Source organism: Chryseobacterium sp. A301 (genome assembly GCF_054489425.1).
In genome coordinates this window covers 539,978-555,538 of the sequence record NZ_JBTMWY010000001.1, presented here as the reverse complement: position 1 = coordinate 555,538, position 15,561 = coordinate 539,978, and the positions used below count along the sequence as shown (strand labels likewise).

Here is a 15,561-nt window from a genome sequence, read left to right as displayed (position 1 = left end):
TCCCTATTAACAAACTTTAAATAAAGTCATACAAACCGACTTATCTAAAAAATTAAATTAAAATGGCAAAAGAAATAAAATTCGACATTGAATCGAGAGACGCGTTAAAAAGAGGTGTAGATGCCTTGGCAAACGCTGTGAAAGTAACTCTAGGACCTAAGGGAAGAAATGTAGTAATCGAGAAAGCATTCGGAGCACCCCACGTAACCAAAGACGGAGTTTCTGTAGCAAAAGAAATTGAACTAGAAGACAAAGTTGAAAACTTAGGAGCACAGATGGTAAAAGAAGTAGCTTCTAAAACCAATGATATTGCCGGAGACGGAACCACTACCGCGACTGTACTTGCTCAAGCGATCGTTCGCGAAGGACTTAAAAACGTAGCGGCTGGAGCCAATCCAATGGACCTAAAAAGAGGAATCGACAAAGCCGTTGCTAGCGTCGTAGAAAACCTTAAATCCCAATCACAAGAAGTAGGAGAAGCTGCAGAAAAAATCAAGCAAGTCGCTTCTATTTCTGCAAACAACGACGACACCATTGGTGCTCTGATCGCAGAAGCGTTCGGTAAAGTGGGTAAAGAAGGAGTAATCACCGTAGAAGAAGCAAAAGGAACAGATACGACTGTAGATGTAGTAGAAGGAATGCAATTCGACAGAGGATTCCAATCTCCTTATTTCGTGACCAATTCAGAGAAAATGGTAACGGAACTTGAAAACCCATACATTTTACTTGTTGAGAAGAAAATTTCTTCCATGAAAGAACTTCTTCCTGTACTTGAACCTGTAGCACAAGCCGGAAAATCCCTTCTTATCATTTCTGAAGAAGTAGAAGGAGAAGCACTTGCTACTTTGGTTGTAAACAAACTAAGAGGATCTCTAAAAATTGCAGCCGTAAAAGCTCCAGGATTTGGAGACCGCAGAAAAGCTATGCTTGAAGACATCGCGATTTTAACAGGAGGACAAGTAATCTCAGAAGAAAGAGGGTTCACAATGGAGAACGCAACTCTTGAGATGCTAGGAACCGCTGAGAAAGTTTCGATTGACAAGGACAACACTACCATCGTAAACGGAGGAGGTGACCAAGCTCAAATCAAGGGGCGTGTGGGTCAAATCAAAGCTCAAATGGAAAACACAACTTCAGATTACGATAGAGAAAAACTTCAAGAACGTCTTGCTAAATTAGCAGGTGGGGTGGCTGTCCTTTACGTAGGAGCTGCTTCGGAAGTGGAAATGAAAGAAAAGAAAGACCGTGTAGACGATGCGCTTCACGCAACAAGAGCTGCCGTAGAAGAAGGAATCGTTCCTGGAGGTGGGGTTGCACTAGTAAGAAGCATTGAAGCACTTAGCAATTTAACGGCTGAAAATGCGGATCAACTTACGGGAATCAAAATTGTAAAAAGAGCCATTGAAGAGCCTTTAAGACAGATTGTCGCGAACGCAGGTGGAGAAGGTTCTGTAATCGTTGCGAAAGTATCGGAAGGAACAGGAGACTTCGGATTCAACGCGAAAAACGATGAGTATGTAAACATGTTTGAAGCAGGTATTATTGACCCAACGAAAGTAGTACGTGTTGCACTTGAAAATGCAGCTTCAGTTTCTGGAATGCTACTTACAACAGAATGTGTAATTACAGAAGTTAAGAAAGACGAACCTCAAATGCCAATGGGCGGAGGAATGCCAGGGATGATGTAATAAAGGTCCAGGCATTCGTTTTTCGAATCCTATAGGCAGCGAGTTCTTTTAAAAGAGCTCGCTGCTTTTTTTATTCATGATCCCGAGAGACCCCAAAAGGAAAACCAGAGACGGGTAAAGATTCGGGGGTATACGTAAGAGTCGCATCTCTTCATGATAAAAACGACACCGAAATTCGAGCTCAATCCGCTCGCATAAAATTCCATAGGGCCGTGCCCAAAAAAGAGTCGAGCGAAATAAAACCATGGCTCCTTAAAGACATTTGGCATTCCAAGGCAGAGGGCCTCTACCCCATATCATGATACGATTCTCTATTTGGAAAACAAACGGTAAAAACCTAGATTTCTTCGGACGTATTCTCGACTTCCACAGACGGTTTTTGAAGCTGACCTTTGTACAAGTTCGAATAAAACCCACCTACTTTTAGAAGCTCCTCATGAGTCCCTTGCTCTACAATCAGACCTGAGTCCATCACCAAAATTTTGTCAGCTTTTTGAATAGTGGAGAGTCTGTGCGCAATAATAATCGAGGTGCGATTTTGAGTAATCTTCTCTGTTGCGCGTTGGATGAGTTTTTCGCTTTGGGGATCAATGGAAGAGGTTGCCTCGTCGAGAATTAAGATTTTAGGATCGGATAGATAAGCCCGAAGGAAGGACAAAAGCTGTCTTTGCCCTAGAGAAATAGAGCTTCCTCTCTCGCTAACGACATACTCATATCCTCCTGGAAGCTGGGAAATAAACTGATCGACCTCTATTTCTTTGGCCGCTTTTTTCACTTTTTCAGGTGTAACCTCAGGGTCACCAAAGGCTAAATTCTCATAGATGCTGTCATGGAATAAGAATACGTCTTGCAATACAACTCCCACGTGGGCTCTTAAATTGTAAAGCTCGTATTTTTCAAGCGGCACACCGTCAATTAAAATCTCACCAGAATTGCGGTCGTAAAGACGAGTGAGCAAGCTAATAATCGTGGATTTACCGGCTCCTGTAGCGCCTACTATGGCGACGCTTTCTCCAGGATTCACCTGGAAACTTATGCCCTTAAGCACTTCTTGTTTTTCGTCATACGAAAAATGCACATCCTTAAATTCAATTCGGCCTTCGAAATGATCTTTCTTCACGGTGCCCGTATTGGACATGGATAAATCTTGATCCATCAGTCCTAATACACGCTCAGCTCCCACAATGCCTCGCTGAATATTGTTAAAGCGGTCTGCGATTTGTCGAAGTGGTCGAATAAGCATCGAGATGTACTGAATGAATGCAATAACCACCCCTGCTGTAATGGTAATATACCCTCCGTAAAATAGAACAAAGCCGATAAATAAGGAAGAAATTAATTCCACTACTGGGAAAAAGAGCGAAAAGATAAAGACGGTTCGAAGAAGCGCACTCTTTAGAGTCTCGTTAATGGAAACAAACTTCGAATATTCCTGTCCTTGTCGATTGAAAACTTGAATCAGTTGCATCCCTGCAAGTCTTTCTTGTACGAACGAGTTTTGGTTTGCAGTCCAAGTTCTTTCATCTCCAAACGCTTTTTTAAGCCTCTTTTGAAAGAACCTTGTAATGACCACCATCAGAGGTAAGATCGCAATAGAAATATAACTCAAATGCTCGTTTGTGTTGAACATCATGATTAATACGAAGACGATTCGTAAGATATCCCCGAACACCATCAAAAACCCATCGGTGTACACCGTGGCAATGGTTTCCACATCTCCAACCGCTCGGGTCACCAACTGACCGATAGGCGTTTTATCAAAAAAAGAAGTTTTGAAATAGAGCAGTTTCTTGTATAGAGTTTCTCGAATATCCCGAATGACATTCTGAGAAATAAAATTGGAGAAATAAACGAGGAAAAAATTAAGAAAGGTCTCTAAAAAGACAAGACCCACCAACCAATAAATATGCTTCATCATTAGACCCTTGTCGCCTAATTTGATAATGTCATTGTCGACGATTTGCATGGTTAAATAAGGTCGGAATGTGGAGGTTACCGATAGCAAAATGGATACGACCAAGGCGAAGATAAACCACGAACGAAATTTCATACCTATTAGAAATAGGCGTTTAATGATAGATCCGGTCGAGGGTTTATTCATAGGGGTATAAAAATTTAGTATGGTTAAATTTTCTGATGCAAATTTACGGAATGTTTCATAGATAGCATGCCGTCTCTAGCTAGGGGTTTTGAAAATCGAGTCCTTCTTTAAGATCGTTTCCCACTCATAGCCTACGTCGAGAAGATAAAGACCGTGCGCAGGCGCAGAGGTTCCTGCTCGATTTCGATTTTTACTTTCAATTATTTCTCTTACTTCCTCAGGCCTAATCTTCCCAACTCCCACTTCCAATAAAGTTCCCACAATAGCTCGAACCATGTTGCGTAAAAATCGATTGGCCGATATGGTGAAAATTAGACGGTTTTCAATCCTTTCCCATTTTGCTTTATAGATTTGACAAACAAACGTTTTGTTATCTCCACCTACTTTTGCAAAACTTTCAAATTCTTTGTACTGACAAATAATTTCAGCGGCCTGATTCATTTTCTCAAGATCAAGCGCTCGCGTATAAAACGAGTAGGCTGTATCGATTGAAAAGGGATCCTTGACCTGTGATACATGGTACTCATAGGTTCGATAGGTTGCATCAAAGCGAGCATGCGCTGAGGGCTGAACCTCAAACAGCTTTTCCACTTGAATGTCTCTAGGCAAAAACCGATTTAAGCGTCTTACTAGGTCACAAGGGATTTCTCCCTCAAAATCCAAGTGAGCAAACATTTTTTTGGCATGTACTCCGGTGTCCGTTCGACCCGCTCCTGTAAGGGAGATCTTCTCGCGCAAAAGTGTCGAGAGTGATGTTTCTAGAACTTCTTGCACCGAGATTTCTCGGGGCTGGATTTGATAGCCAAAATAATTCTTTCCGAAGTAGGAAAACTCAATAAAATATCTCAATTTCGTATGTTTGCAATGCAAAAATAAAACATTTGAAGAAGATACTCTTACTTTCTGACACGCATTCTTATATGGACGAGCGCATTTTGCATTACGCCGAGCAAGCGGATGAAATTTGGCACGCCGGAGATTTCGGAAATCTTGAGGTCTTTGAGGCTCTGGAGTCCAAAGGGACTCTTCGCGCAGTCTATGGGAATATAGACGGGGCCTCTCTTCGCAGCCGCTGCCCTGAGTCTCTTTCCTTTACTTGTGAAGGTCTCGAGGTCTTCATGATTCACATTGGAGGTTATCCCGGTAAGTACTCACCTTCTGCCAGAGAAAGTATTAAGCAGCTAAAACCAAAACTCTTCATTTCAGGACATTCGCATATTTTAAAAGTGATGTACGATAAAAATTTAGGACTGTTGCATTTGAATCCTGGCGCCTGTGGTCGCCAAGGCTGGCATCAAAAAAGAACCCTGCTTAGTTTTGAAATAGAGAAAGGAGAAATCCAAAATCTAATCGTGATTGAACTGGGAAACAAAACGGAAAAAAACAATGAAGATTAACGACGCTGTATCACTCATAGACCAAGATCTCTATGGAACCGTCACTTCGGTTCATGGAGAATGGGTTGTCTTTAAAGACTCTCATGGGTTCACCCATAAGCATCACAAATCGGAACTGGTTCCGATGGATACTTCGCTTTATGAAAACATGGAAGTAAACCCAAAAAAGGAACCCTTAAAAACAACCTCGAAGAAACACCGAACTACCCATCTTGTTCTTGATCTTCATTTTGATAAATTGGTCTCGAATCCGCTTGCCTATGAGAGTTTTGAAAGACTCTTTCTTCAAAAAGAAAAACTGATCGAAACCATCGAATTCTGCCGAACGCACCGCCTAAAAAAATTAGAAATCATCCACGGGTTAGGCGATGGGGTCCTTCAAAAGCTGGTCGTGGACTACCTAGAAAATGCGATGGATCTTGAATTCCAGCACACTCAGATCTTGACCCAGCAATCTGCAAGCATTCTCGTGTACTGGAAGTAATGCAGCTCTACGCCTCACAAACGCTCCCTGCTTTTTCAAATCCCAATTAAATTCTCTAAATTTGCGCCTAAATAACGATGAAACAGCTCCGATTACTTGTCTCCAAAGACTATTTACTTTACCAAATTACCAATGCGAAAAGCGTATTGGAAGAAAAGGAACTGCTCTTAGATTTGGAATCCAAAGAACAATCGTTTTTGCAGCCCATTGAAAACCTTCTTAAAAGCTCGTTCGATAAGATTGAAGTTTATTCTGCTTTTAACCATTTCACCCTGATGCCCGAAGGTTTTTCTCAGCACGAAATGGGACTGGATCTGCTTTCCCTGAATGCCTCTCTAGAGAAAGACGAAGAAGAACTGATGCTTGCGGTGAATAAAAAACATGCAGTTCAGTTTTATTACACCTTCCCAAAGGATCTTTACCAGGTTATAAAACAGAAAAATAAGAATGCAAAATTCAACTTCTCTGGAGAAAAATTTTTAAACCAGATCTCAGTTAAAAAACCAAGAGAGGTTCACATAAATTTGTATCAGAACCAATGTGAATTTTTCGCATTTGCGAACAAAAAAGTAGTGCTCTACAACCATCTAGATTTGCAATCCGAGGTTGACTTCCTGTATTTCATACTTTTCACTTTAAGCAAAATTGATTTCTCCCTTAGAGAAACCCGGTTTCACATATACGGAGAAACCTCTCAAAACGAAACCTTTATCTCGGAACTCAATAAATTTGCGACCCATTTAAAAATTCCTTTCGACAATTTGCCGAAAAAGAATTTCATCTTAAATTAACCCCCAAGAACTCAGACGATGTTTAGAATTATCTCCGGACGCTGGAAAGGCAAACGAATTGCTGCTCCCAAACATTTCGAGGTCCGTCCTACCACGGATTTCGCAAAGGAAGCCCTGTTCAGCATCCTAGAGCACCGTCATGACTTAGAATTCCTTACGGTCCTAGACCTCTTCGCAGGCATTGGATCGATTTCCCTAGAATTTGCTTCTCGGGACTGCAAAGACATTACCGCCGTAGAGCTCAATCCGAAGCATTGCGCCTTTATTAACGCGACCGCAGCAGAGCTAGACATGGCACTGCAAATCAATGTGCAACGTGCGGACGTTTACGAATACTTAAAAAAGAACCGTAGTAAAAAGCAGTTTGATTTGATCTTTTGTGATGCGCCCTTTGAATCCACCGACGAGGCACAATACCAAAAACTAATCGATCTTGTTTTAAATGGGGATTTTCTTAAGCCGGGGGGAAGTTTCATCTTGGAACACACCACACGATTAAAGCTGCAGCATCCTTCTATTCTTGAAAGTAGAAAGTACGGAAACATCACGTTTTCCTTCCTTCAAAAACCAGAAGCAGCATCAGAAGTTGAATCGGAGCAAACTCCGATTACAGAGGCCTAAGCTCTAAAGGAATCGCGTTTCCAAAAATCTTTTTTGAAATCTTTTCAAAGTTTTTCGTCACGTCCGAGACGTAGAAATGATATTCCACGTTCTGATTTTCACTCTGGAGCAAATGGCTCGAATCAAGGATGAATTTTAAGTGACCCACCACAATGCTTGGCGAGTCGATAATACGAACTCGGTTGCCGTAAAACTGCTTAATTTCGTCCATTAGAAGAGGGTAATGCGTACATCCCAAGATCAACGTTTCAATATTCTTAAGCTTATTTTGACTTAAATAATTGTAGATGATCGCGCTTGTAATGGGATGGTTCCGAAAGCCTTCCTCAATCGCAGGCACTAAGAGAGGGGTCGGAAGTTCATCCACATGAATAAACTTGTTATGTTTTCGAATGCTTTTTCGATAGATTCCCGAGCTCACGGTCGCTTTGGTTGCAATCACGCCCACATTGGTATGAATTTCAAAAGCTACTTTTTCTGCCACGGGACTAATTACATCAATCACCGGGACTCTTCCATCGACCAATTCTTTGATTTCTTTCAGAGCATTCGCAGTGGCCGTATTACAAGCCACCACAATCGCTTTACAGCCCTGATCTAGTAGAAATTGAGTGATTCGACGGCAATAGCCTTGAATCGCTTCGGGAGATTTATCTCCGTAAGGCAAATGCTTTGTATCGCCGTAATAGATGAAATTTTCCTTGGGAAGGATCTTGCGAATTTCTCTTGCGACGGTCAGTCCTCCTACTCCTGAATCAAATATTCCGATAGGCATATCTGCGTGAAGAGAAGAGTAATCTGGTTTTTTTATTTTCAAAGCGATTCCAATTTGTTGCAAAAATACAAATATTATTTCTCGTATGGATTTCTAGCCTCTTCTTGGTGGCTAGATTTTGAACAAATCGGAAGCGATACCGTCGGCCATAAACCAATGTTCGGAAGGAATCACAAGGCGATTCCCCTCCATTTTTAAATACCCGTTGTCCATTTTTGGAGTCAGTTCATTGCCAAAATGGGTAAGAATCTCCGATGAAAATTCCGATTGAAGCCTTTGTAAGTCTACCCCTTTGCGAGTTCGAAGACCTATCATTAGCATTTCATTGTAGCGGTCCTTTTCTTCAAGAATCTCAACTTCCAACGCAACCGCTCCCTCGCGAAGGGATTGAATGTATTTTGTGTTGTTTGCCACGCTCCAGCTTCTTTTGGACTTCCCATCATAGGAATGTGCTGAGGGTCCAATTCCAAGGTAAGGTGAATAATTCCAATAGGCGGAATTGTGTCTTGACTCTTTTCCAGGCACTGCAAAATTTGAAATTTCATAGTGACTTAGTCCTTGCTTTTTAAGATACTGCGCCATCCAATGAAACTGATCGTTTTGAAGGGCTTGACTTGGCGGGGGAACGATCTTCTCTTGCACCCAATGGCTCAAGGTCGTCTTAGGCTCCACCGTAAGGGCATACGCTGAAATATGAGGGATTTCAAGGGACATCGCAATTTGAAGATTCTCTTGCCAAATCTCCATAGAAGAGGTCATCGCTCCGTAAATCAGGTCTATTGAAAGATTTTCAAACCCAAAGTCCTGACTTCTTTTAATAGAATCGAGAGCCTCGGAGGCAGTATGTGCGCGATTCATGAGGATTAAATCGTCCTTGAAAAAACTTTGAGTTCCAATAGAAAGTCGATTAATCGGTGTTTTTGAAAGCGCCCCTAACTTCACTGCAGACAAATCATCTGGATTCGCCTCCAGCGTAATTTCAATATCCTCGTCCCAATCATAATAACGCTGCGTCTTTTCGAGAAGTGCCCAAAGTTCATCTACTTCCAAAAGGGACGGCGTACCGCCTCCAAAATAAATCGAACGAAGTGGCTTTTTCTCGAGTTCCCGCTCCCGAAGAGATAATTCTTTATGGAGAGCAAGTAGAAGCTCCTCTTTCTGATTTAAAGAAGTGGAAAAATGAAAATTACAATAACTGCATTTTTGTTTACAAAAAGGAATGTGAAAGTAAATCATGCGCCTTTATTAATTATGCTCTAAATACATCCTCCATTTGTCTAGTGCTTCTTGCATATCCTGAGGCATTGGACTTTCAAAGAACATAGGCTCCTTGGTGGTGGGATGGATAAATCCTAGGGTATGCGCATGCAGCGCATGGCGAGGGAGCACCTCAAATACATTCTTAATAAAGTGCTTGTATTTCGGTAAATTGACGCCTCGTAGGGCTACATTTCCTTCGTATCGTTCGTCGTTGAAAAGCGTATGGCCGAGGTATTTAAAATGAGCTCTAATCTGATGAGTACGTCCTGTTTCCAGGCGACACTCTACCCAAGTCATATGGCGGAATCTCTCTTTTACTTTGTAATGGGTCACCGCATGTTTTCCACTGCTCCCGTCAGGGAAAACCGCCATCTGCATGCGATTCTTCTCGTGGCGACCGATATTTCCTTCAATAGTACCCTCGTCCTCTGCTAGGTTTCCCCAAACAAAAGCCCAGTAAAGTCGCTTTGTCTTTCTTTCAAAAAATTGTTTCGCTAAGAAACTTAAAGCAAATTCTGATTTTGCGATCACGAGTAGTCCGGACGTATCCTTGTCGATTCGATGCACCAGTCCTACGCGGTCTAAATCGCTTTTCTCTTTGTTCTTCTCAAAGTGAAATGCAAGCGCATTCACAAGAGTTCCGTCCCAATTGCCGTGGCCCGGGTGCACCACCATACCTGGAGCTTTGTCCACAACCAAGACTTCTGAATCTTCGTACACAATATTCAAAGGAATATCCTGAGGAACAATCACATTTTCTCTAGGAGGACGACTTAAGAGAACGGAAATCTCATCGCCCGGTTTTACCTTGTAGTTTTGTTTGACAGGCGTTCCGTTCACAACGACATTGCCGGCTCTACAGGTCTGAGAGAGTTTGTTTCTTGAAGAATTTTGACGGAATATTAGTAAGTATTTGTCAATACGAAGTGGCACCTGACCCGGATCCACCTTGAGACGCAAATGCTCATACAGGGCGCCGCTTTCCTGATTCTCGTCCTGAGAATCTTCGTTTCCATCAAAGTCTAACTCGGGATCTTGATCTTCTATTTCGTTATAATCTTGGCTCATCCGCTATTGAAAATAGCTTCACGCAAACGTTGAAGCTATTATATTTCTATTATTTTATTGACTAAAAGTTACTCCACAATTACTTTTCGAGCCTTAGGCTTAGTTTCATCCTTCGATTCTGGCGTTTTAGAAGTACTCGATTTTTCACTTGTTGTTTTCGGTGTTTTTGCCGGTTCCACCGGTTTTGCTTTTTGCTCGGGATCTGTTTGTGGGGGTGCTGGGATGACCGGGTTTCTCGGAGCCGTCTCTATAGGATTGGAAGTATCTTCCCATTCAATAGGTGCTGGCGCTCGCTCAATCTGGGTCCGATAAATAGAATTGAGCTGCTGGATTTTTCCCATCATTTGGGCTGGAATCTTTTTGCTAGCCCAAAGATCAATTTGCATTCCTTGGTCCCGAATAGCTCCGCCTTCAGGATCTTGGTAGTACACAATATCCGATTGATCTCGGTTTGGGTCTTCAAAATCAATCAGACCAATTTCAAACAAATTGTTTGAGATGACCGCTTTTGCTTCTTGGACTGTGAGACCTACTAAGTTGGGAACCGTTACATTTCGTTTGGGTCCCGTACCAATGACTAAATCTATGCTTGCAAAACGAGGAAGTTTCATTCCTGGCTTGACGATGGTACCTCCTCTCTGCATACGAATAACCGCATCACGCTGAATGTTAGGCTCATAAATCGTATCGCCTACCTTAAGCCCAATCGATTCCAACTGCCTAAAGGCAAGTCCTTTGTATTGATCTAAGATATCAGGTACCTGAACCGGTGCATAGGTTCGAGGGTTTACTTTTAGAAGAATAGCTCGTCCTCCTTTCACTCTTGAACCTACGGCTGGATAGATTTGCAAAACCTGGAAAGGCTTAAACTTAGGATCGTATTTAAAACTATCCACTTCGTAATGAAGTCCATTGTCGTCCAGTACTTCAATCGCTTGGTGTACGGATAAATTGACGACATTGGGAACTGGAATTTCTTCCCCATGATTGGTGTGGACTTCAAGCCAACGAAAGGTAAGCCAGACGAGACCTAAAAATACAATGGCTGCGAGAAGTATATTCCCTAGTACCTTCCAGTGAAAAAGCGATTTAAACATACAGTATCCTTGTTACAGAAGACAAATATAACTAATAATTTTAAAAACGGGATTGGATTTTCATGCCCTTGAAGCGTGAGAACATTATTTTTTTTCAAAAATCTGCTAGCTTAAACAAAATTGCTAAATTTGCCTTACCCTTAAGGTGCAGTAAATATGAATAAAAAGAACGTTGCCGTGGTCATGGGCGGATACAGCGAAGAATACAAAGTTTCGCTTAAGAGTGGACAACTCATTTACGACTCCCTAGATCGGGAGGCTTACCATGTTTATCGCGTAGTCATCTTAGAAGATGAGTGGTATTTCATGGACGATAACGAACAAAAAGTTCCGATTAATAAAGCCGACTTTTCCGTAGAAATGCAAAGCGGGTATGTTCTCAAATTCGATGTTTGTTTCAATACCGTTCACGGTCGACCGGGTGAAAATGGAGAACTGCAGGCCTATTGGAATACCATTGGACAAAAATACACGGGATGCAACTTTTACCAGAGTGCCTTAACGTTCAACAAAAAGGATACCTTAGCCGTTCTAGCAAAATACCAGGTACCTTCTGCCAAAAGCGTCTATTTACGGAAAAACGATCGGATTGAGGCAGAGCAAATTATTGAGCACCTGGGACTTCCCCTTTTTGTGAAGCCCAACCAAAGCGGCTCTTCGCTCGGAATTACCAAAGTGAAATCCTTAGAAGAATTCCCGGAAGCGATCCGAACCGCTTTTGCCGAGGACGACGAAATTTTAATTGAGGAGTTCCTAGACGGAATGGAAGTTTCGGTCGGCGTGGTCGATTTCAAAGGAGAAACCACCGTTCTGGGAATTACAGAAATTGTTCCCGAAACCGAATTCTTTGATTACGCTGCAAAATACCAGGGAGCTTCCCAGGAAATCACCCCAGCCAGAATCTCGGATTCAATCAAAGAGAAAGTGGAGAAAGTAGCGATTCGTGCGTACGACTCTTTAGGGATGAGTGGATTCTCAAGAAGTGAATTTATCATTGTAGAGGGCATTCCCTACATGCTAGAGATGAATACCAATCCCGGGTTCTCTCCCACGAGCATATTGCCACAACAAGCGACCCATTTTGGTCTCAGCATACAAGAACTCTGCGGAAATGAAGTGGAGAAAGCCTATAACAAACCCCTTTAACAACGCTTATGAGAATTGCGGTATTTCCGGGATCATTTGACCCGATTACTTTAGGACACTTTGATATTGTGGAGCGAGCAGCGCCTCTATTTGACAAAATCATTATTGCCATTGGACAGAACTCTCAAAAGAAATACATGTTTTCTTTGGAACAGCGAAAAGAATTCATTCGCAACACTTTTAAAGATTTTCCAAATGTGGAAGTTGACAACTTCGAGGGCCTCACCATCGATTACTGCCGCAGCAAAAATGTAAATTTTATCCTTAGAGGCCTACGAAATCCTGCCGACTTCGAATTCGAAAAAGCCATAGCGCAAACCAACCGAACTCTCACACAAGACAATAAAATTGAAACCATTTTCCTTCTCACCTCTTCTGGAAAATCCTTTATCTCAAGTAGTATTGTTCGAGAAATCATTACCTTTAAAGGAGATTACGAACTCCTAGTACCCACCGCGGTACGCGTCTAATTTAACCTGTTTGTATTGGAAATCCATCACAATTTCAACCTCTTCATAGAGGTCGTAGGAACCCTAGCCTTTGCGATGTCAGGTGCTTTTGCAGCTATGCAGAAACGCCTAGATCCCTTTGGTGTCCTTATTATTGCATTTGTTACTTCGGTAGGAGGCGGAACGGTGAGAGACCTACTCCTAGGCGTACCTGTCTTTTGGATGCGCGATATGCTGTATCCTATCACGATTTTCATCGGGACCGTTTTGGCCTTTATCGTCAAATCCTTTGAACGAAATTTTAAAGTCACCCTCTTTATTTTTGACAGTTTTGGTCTTGGCCTTTTCACCATTATCGGAATCCAAAAAGGCTTAAGCCAAGAACTTCACCCTTTGATTTGCTTAACACTTGGAACGATCACCGGTTGTTTCGGTGGGATTTTAAGAGATACATTCCTGAACCGAATCCCATTGATTTTTCGAAAAGAAATTTATGCAACCGCTTGTATTGTAGGGGGTGGGATTTTCCTTTCTCTGATTCGGTACACCAACCTAGCCTATGTCATCATTCAAATTGCAACGATTCTTCTTATTGTACTGATTCGAACCTTCGCCGTTAAATACCATTGGCAGATGCCCAAATTCTACGACCAGAGAACCAATTTTGAAGATTAATCTTCAATCCATAGAAAAGAATTAGCCTGCAATATCCTTGCAGGCTAATTCCTTTTTATTTGAGTTATTTTTCTTCTTAAGAGAACTTGCCTCTTTGTCTCATGTGTGGATTGTGCATATGCTTCTGCATAGAAGGCATCTTTAACTGATCTTTCATCATTTTGATTTGATCGGTCATCATTCCAGCACTGTCTAATTTTCTAGCTTCCTCTAAAAGTCTTTGTCCTTCTTGCTTCCGACCTTTGGAGATAGCCACAGCAGCTAGGTTTAGGTTAGCCATGGCACGATCGTGCTTCATATTTAATCCATACTCGAGGGCCTTTTTCATCAAGGGTTCTACTTTCACAGGTTGATCTTGCGCTAGCGTTAGACCTTGCATATAATGGAAGTATCCATACTGCGATTTGTGCAATTGGGTTCTGTAATTTTTAATGTTCTCAAGCCACTGCCCTGCTTTCTCTGTATTTTGCTTACGCATCTGCCAGAAAGCAAGTAGAATGTATTCATTTTTGAAAAACAGCGCGATCGGAATTGCACTAAGAAGAAACACGACGATTCCCCACCCTGTTTCCCGAGTGAAAAACATCATGTAGACGCCTAGACCCATCAAAAGGGCTGCAAATACTAATTTTATAATTTTATTCATTTCTATTTTTATGTGGTACAAAGATAAAAAAATGCCTTTAAAAAGGAAGTTCTAAAATTGGAATTCCTTTTCTTCTTTTGGAGAAGTCGCCAAGCACGAATTACGCTCAGGTCATTTTACTTCTTCTTAAGAAATCAGCTATCAATCTTATAGTGGTTTTGAAAACTAAGCTTCTGTCTCCTTTTGAGCATCCTTCCGCTCGTAAGTCTGAAAACAAAGATCATACTCATTTTTTTCATCTGCCTCTTCACATCTTTCACTTGTTTTGATCCAGAGTTTCGAATCAATCTTGGGAAAGAACGTATCGGCCTCAAGGCTCGTTTTTACGAGGGTCACTTCCAATCGATCCGCATTTTCAATCGTCTGCTCATATAGACTTCCTCCTCCGATCACGTAGATATCTGGATTGATTTTCTTGGCAAACTTTAGCGCTTCTTTAAGGCTTCCTACAATCAGAACCCCTTCCATAAACCAATCTTTCTTTCGGCTTACGACAATGTTGGTCCGATTGGGAAGCGGCTTACCAATGCTTTCGAAGGTTTTTCGTCCCATGACAATGGGATGATCACTCGTCAGTGCCTTAAAGTGCTTTAGGTCCTTTGGCAAGTGCCACAAGAGCTTATTGTCGTGTCCAATTTCTCGATTCTGCCCCATGGCCACAATTAGCGTCGTCATTTTTTTTGAATTTTGACAAAAATAGCACATAATTTGTATATTTACGAGGCATTAAACCATATAATATTTAAACTATGAGAAATAAGGGTTGTCTTAGCGCAGGCACCATTGGAATCGCACTAGTCGTTATTGCTGCTGTGTTATTCTTTTGGGGGAAAAATGCCTACAACAGTTTTGTTCAAGGAGAACAAAAAGTAAATGCTCGTTGGTCAAACGTGGAAACCGTGTACCAAAAACGTGCGAATTTAATTCCAAACTTAGAAAGAACCGTAAAGTCTTACGCACAATTTGAACAGGAAACCCTTACAGGTGTGGTAGAAGCTCGTTCGAAAGCGACCTCTGTTACCATTGACCCAACCAATATGACGGAGGCGGACATGGCCAAATTCCAAGCCGCACAAGGCGAACTCTCCGGAGCGCTTAGTCGATTAATGGCTGTCGTGGAGCAGTATCCTAATTTAAAAGCGGACCAGCAGTATCTCAACTTCCAACGAGAATATACGGCAATTGAAAACTCCATTCGAGCGGAAACCGTCACGTACAACGGTGCCGTGGAAGAATATAACAATTTAGTGAAAACCTTCCCGAACAATGTTTTGGCTGGCTTGTTTAACAAAGGTGAAAAACCTTATTTCAAATCCGCTGCTGGATCTGAAGTAGCGCCTGAGGTCTTTTCTAACTAAAAAAC

17 protein-coding genes are annotated in these 15,561 nt (G+C 41.9%); 9 read left to right on the top strand and 8 right to left on the bottom strand.

The genetic code is table 11. The features are described 5' to 3' along the window. The first annotated feature begins 62 nt into the window (after nucleotides 1-62). Nucleotides 63-1,688, top strand: a complete 1,626-nt coding sequence (gene groL, locus ACX3PU_RS02655) for a chaperonin GroEL (RefSeq protein ID WP_459083353.1) — start codon at nucleotides 63-65, stop codon at nucleotides 1,686-1,688. A gap of 337 nt (nucleotides 1,689-2,025) precedes the next feature. Here groL and ACX3PU_RS02650 read toward each other — a convergent pair whose 3' ends face one another. Then, entirely contained in the window at nucleotides 2,026-3,789 is a 1,764-nt protein-coding gene (locus ACX3PU_RS02650; RefSeq protein ID WP_459083352.1) for an ABC transporter ATP-binding protein, read from the bottom strand. A 75-nt stretch (nucleotides 3,790-3,864) separates the two neighbouring features. Then, the gene (gene truA / locus ACX3PU_RS02645; protein ID WP_459083351.1) at nucleotides 3,865-4,638 is read right to left on the bottom strand and encodes a tRNA pseudouridine(38-40) synthase TruA; all 774 of its coding nucleotides are present in this window, start codon (nucleotides 4,636-4,638) and stop codon (nucleotides 3,865-3,867) included. 32 nt (nucleotides 4,639-4,670) lie between these two features. Here truA and ACX3PU_RS02640 point away from each other — a divergent pair, with 32 nt between their 5' ends. From ACX3PU_RS02640 to ACX3PU_RS02625, 4 genes are all read left to right on the top strand, one after another. After that, nucleotides 4,671-5,186, top strand: coding sequence for a metallophosphoesterase family protein (locus tag ACX3PU_RS02640; protein WP_459083350.1), 516 nt, complete (start codon nucleotides 4,671-4,673; stop codon nucleotides 5,184-5,186). Continuing rightward, nucleotides 5,176-5,670, top strand: a complete 495-nt coding sequence (locus ACX3PU_RS02635; RefSeq protein ID WP_459083349.1) for a Smr/MutS family protein — start codon at nucleotides 5,176-5,178, stop codon at nucleotides 5,668-5,670. The genes ACX3PU_RS02640 and ACX3PU_RS02635 overlap by 11 nt, the downstream gene beginning before the upstream one ends. A 77-nt stretch (nucleotides 5,671-5,747) precedes the next feature. Next, entirely contained in the window at nucleotides 5,748-6,461 is a 714-nt protein-coding gene (locus ACX3PU_RS02630) for a DUF3822 family protein (protein ID WP_459083348.1), read from the top strand. Nucleotides 6,462-6,479: 18 nt separating this feature from the next. Continuing rightward, nucleotides 6,480-7,082, top strand: a complete 603-nt coding sequence (locus tag ACX3PU_RS02625; RefSeq protein ID WP_459083347.1) for an RsmD family RNA methyltransferase — start codon at nucleotides 6,480-6,482, stop codon at nucleotides 7,080-7,082. On the opposite strand, the gene murI is transcribed toward ACX3PU_RS02625, so the two are convergent. The 4 genes from murI to ACX3PU_RS02605 form a co-directional block, all read right to left on the bottom strand. Continuing rightward, nucleotides 7,069-7,857: a glutamate racemase gene (gene murI / locus ACX3PU_RS02620; protein WP_459083491.1), complete on the bottom strand. Its 789-nt coding sequence runs from the start codon at nucleotides 7,855-7,857 to the stop codon at nucleotides 7,069-7,071. The genes ACX3PU_RS02625 and murI overlap by 14 nt on opposite strands. A 111-nt stretch (nucleotides 7,858-7,968) precedes the next feature. Then, the gene (gene hemW, locus ACX3PU_RS02615) at nucleotides 7,969-9,093 is read right to left on the bottom strand and encodes a radical SAM family heme chaperone HemW (RefSeq protein WP_459083346.1); all 1,125 of its coding nucleotides are present in this window, start codon (nucleotides 9,091-9,093) and stop codon (nucleotides 7,969-7,971) included. A gap of 9 nt (nucleotides 9,094-9,102) precedes the next feature. Next, nucleotides 9,103-10,185, bottom strand: a complete 1,083-nt coding sequence (locus ACX3PU_RS02610) for an RluA family pseudouridine synthase (protein ID WP_459083345.1) — start codon at nucleotides 10,183-10,185, stop codon at nucleotides 9,103-9,105. Nucleotides 10,186-10,253: 68 nt separating this feature from the next. Then, nucleotides 10,254-11,282, bottom strand: coding sequence for a PASTA domain-containing protein (locus tag ACX3PU_RS02605; protein WP_459083344.1), 1,029 nt, complete (start codon nucleotides 11,280-11,282; stop codon nucleotides 10,254-10,256). 156 nt (nucleotides 11,283-11,438) lie between these two features. On the opposite strand from ACX3PU_RS02605, the gene ACX3PU_RS02600 reads away from it, so the two are divergent. From ACX3PU_RS02600 to ACX3PU_RS02590, 3 genes are read left to right on the top strand one after another with little or no spacing between them, the layout of a single operon-like run. Continuing rightward, nucleotides 11,439-12,428 (top strand): D-alanine--D-alanine ligase, encoded by a 990-nt coding sequence (locus ACX3PU_RS02600; protein ID WP_459083343.1) that lies wholly within the window; start codon nucleotides 11,439-11,441, stop codon nucleotides 12,426-12,428. 8 nt (nucleotides 12,429-12,436) lie between these two features. Beyond that, nucleotides 12,437-12,898 carry a pantetheine-phosphate adenylyltransferase gene (coaD, locus tag ACX3PU_RS02595; RefSeq protein WP_459083342.1) on the top strand — a complete coding sequence of 154 codons (462 nt, stop codon included), beginning with the start codon at nucleotides 12,437-12,439 and terminating at the stop codon, nucleotides 12,896-12,898. 21 nt (nucleotides 12,899-12,919) lie between these two features. Further along, nucleotides 12,920-13,552 (top strand): trimeric intracellular cation channel family protein, encoded by a 633-nt coding sequence (locus ACX3PU_RS02590; RefSeq protein ID WP_459083490.1) that lies wholly within the window; start codon nucleotides 12,920-12,922, stop codon nucleotides 13,550-13,552. Nucleotides 13,553-13,628: 76 nt separating this feature from the next. Here the strand turns inward: ACX3PU_RS02590 and ACX3PU_RS02585 are convergent, their stop codons facing one another. Continuing rightward, entirely contained in the window at nucleotides 13,629-14,198 is a 570-nt protein-coding gene (locus ACX3PU_RS02585) for a DUF2892 domain-containing protein (RefSeq protein WP_459083341.1), read from the bottom strand. Nucleotides 14,199-14,363: 165 nt separating this feature from the next. Continuing rightward, a complete protein-coding gene (locus ACX3PU_RS02580) occupies nucleotides 14,364-14,873 on the bottom strand; it encodes a dihydrofolate reductase (protein ID WP_459083340.1) in 510 nt (169 codons plus the stop codon). Between the two features lie 74 nt (nucleotides 14,874-14,947). Here ACX3PU_RS02580 and ACX3PU_RS02575 point away from each other — a divergent pair, with 74 nt between their 5' ends. Then, nucleotides 14,948-15,556 (top strand): LemA family protein, encoded by a 609-nt coding sequence (locus ACX3PU_RS02575; protein WP_459083339.1) that lies wholly within the window; start codon nucleotides 14,948-14,950, stop codon nucleotides 15,554-15,556. Nucleotides 15,557-15,561 lie beyond the last annotated feature (5 nt).

Coding starts and splice junctions, on each gene's coding strand:
- groL (WP_459083353.1), top strand. CDS start 63: ATGGCAAAAGAAATAAAATTCGACATTGAATCGAGAGACGCGTTAAAA.
- ACX3PU_RS02650 (WP_459083352.1), bottom strand. CDS start 3,789: ATGAATAAACCCTCGACCGGATCTATCATTAAACGCCTATTTCTAATA.
- ACX3PU_RS02635 (WP_459083349.1), top strand. CDS start 5,176: ATGAAGATTAACGACGCTGTATCACTCATAGACCAAGATCTCTATGGA.
- ACX3PU_RS02630 (WP_459083348.1), top strand. CDS start 5,748: ATGAAACAGCTCCGATTACTTGTCTCCAAAGACTATTTACTTTACCAA.
- ACX3PU_RS02625 (WP_459083347.1), top strand. CDS start 6,480: ATGTTTAGAATTATCTCCGGACGCTGGAAAGGCAAACGAATTGCTGCT.
- murI (WP_459083491.1), bottom strand. CDS start 7,857: ATGCCTATCGGAATATTTGATTCAGGAGTAGGAGGACTGACCGTCGCA.
- hemW (WP_459083346.1), bottom strand. CDS start 9,093: ATGATTTACTTTCACATTCCTTTTTGTAAACAAAAATGCAGTTATTGT.
- ACX3PU_RS02610 (WP_459083345.1), bottom strand. CDS start 10,185: ATGAGCCAAGATTATAACGAAATAGAAGATCAAGATCCCGAGTTAGAC.
- ACX3PU_RS02605 (WP_459083344.1), bottom strand. CDS start 11,282: ATGTTTAAATCGCTTTTTCACTGGAAGGTACTAGGGAATATACTTCTC.
- ACX3PU_RS02600 (WP_459083343.1), top strand. CDS start 11,439: ATGAATAAAAAGAACGTTGCCGTGGTCATGGGCGGATACAGCGAAGAA.
- coaD (WP_459083342.1), top strand. CDS start 12,437: ATGAGAATTGCGGTATTTCCGGGATCATTTGACCCGATTACTTTAGGA.
- ACX3PU_RS02585 (WP_459083341.1), bottom strand. CDS start 14,198: ATGAATAAAATTATAAAATTAGTATTTGCAGCCCTTTTGATGGGTCTA.
- ACX3PU_RS02580 (WP_459083340.1), bottom strand. CDS start 14,873: ATGACGACGCTAATTGTGGCCATGGGGCAGAATCGAGAAATTGGACAC.
- ACX3PU_RS02575 (WP_459083339.1), top strand. CDS start 14,948: ATGAGAAATAAGGGTTGTCTTAGCGCAGGCACCATTGGAATCGCACTA.